General features: G+C 61.7%; 1 protein-coding gene and 1 pseudogene. Both read left to right on the plus strand.

What is annotated here, in order from left to right:
* Window positions 1-847 (plus strand): Mu transposase domain-containing protein (locus ACBR42_RS17080; protein ID WP_408887027.1); only part of this gene is annotated, 847 nt, incomplete at its 5' end.
* A pseudogene (locus ACBR42_RS17085) lies at window positions 837-1,054 on the plus strand (ATP-binding protein); the annotation flags it as partial. The gene ACBR42_RS17080 and the pseudogene ACBR42_RS17085, both read left to right, overlap by 11 nt.

Raw genomic sequence — 1,054 nt, forward strand, 5'->3', positions numbered from 1 at the left:
GTTCGAGGCGACCTTCTGCAATCCGGCAGCCGGATGGGAGAAAGGGCAGATCGAGAAGACCGTGCAGGATGCCCGACGCCATATCTGGCAGGATCTGCCTGCCTTTCCTGATCTGGGGGCGCTGAATGCCTGGCTGGAAGCCTGCTGCCTGGAGTGTTGGGAACGGCTGCCGCATGCTGAATTGCCGTGTAGCGTCTCCGAGGTCCATGCTAGCGAGCGTCCTCACCTCATGGTGCCGGGGCGGCCCTTTGACGGGTTTGTCGAACAGACCAAGCGCGTCTCGCCAACCTGCCTGATCCAGTTCGAAGGCAACCGCTACAGCGTGCCGGCCTCCTTTGCCAATCGTCCGGTCAGCCTGCGGGTTTATCCCGACAGGCTGCGCATTATCGCCGAAGGGCAGGTTCTGTGCGTGCATGACCGGATCATCACGCGTTCGCATGGTGTGCCAGGCCGCACGGTGTATGACTGGCGGCATTATCTGGCGGTCATCCAGCGCAAACCGGGCGCCCTACGTAATGGCGCGCCGTTTACCGAATTGCCAGCTGCCTTCCGGACCCTGCAGGATCAACTGCTCAGGCGGCCTGGAGGCGACCGGGAAATGGCTGAAATCCTGGCCCTTATGCTGCAGCATGATGAGCAGGCTGTCCTCTGCGCGGTTGAACTGGCACTTGAAGACGGCGTGGCGACCAGGACCCATGTTCTCAATACGCTTCATCGCCTGATCGATGCCAAGAGAACCGTGGTTCCCCGGCTTGATGCCCCACAGGCCCTGATGCTCGAACACGAACCGTGCGCCGATACAGGGCGGTATGACATCCTGCGAAGGGACAGCCGCCATGCGTCATGATCCTGCCGCTGCTTCACTTGTCGTCATGCTCCGTGGATTGCGGATGTATGGCATGTCCCAGGCCACAGCCGACCTCATCGAGCAGGGCGCACCTGCCTTCGAGGCGGCTATCCCCATCCTCTCACAACTCCTGAAGGCGGAACTGGCCGAACGCGAAGTGCGCTCCATCGCCTACCAGACAAAGACCGCCCGGTTCCCCGCCTATAA

It is taken from the genome of Komagataeibacter sp. SM21 (genome assembly GCF_041402665.1).
In the GTDB taxonomy this organism is placed as follows: domain Bacteria; phylum Pseudomonadota; class Alphaproteobacteria; order Acetobacterales; family Acetobacteraceae; genus Komagataeibacter; species Komagataeibacter saccharivorans.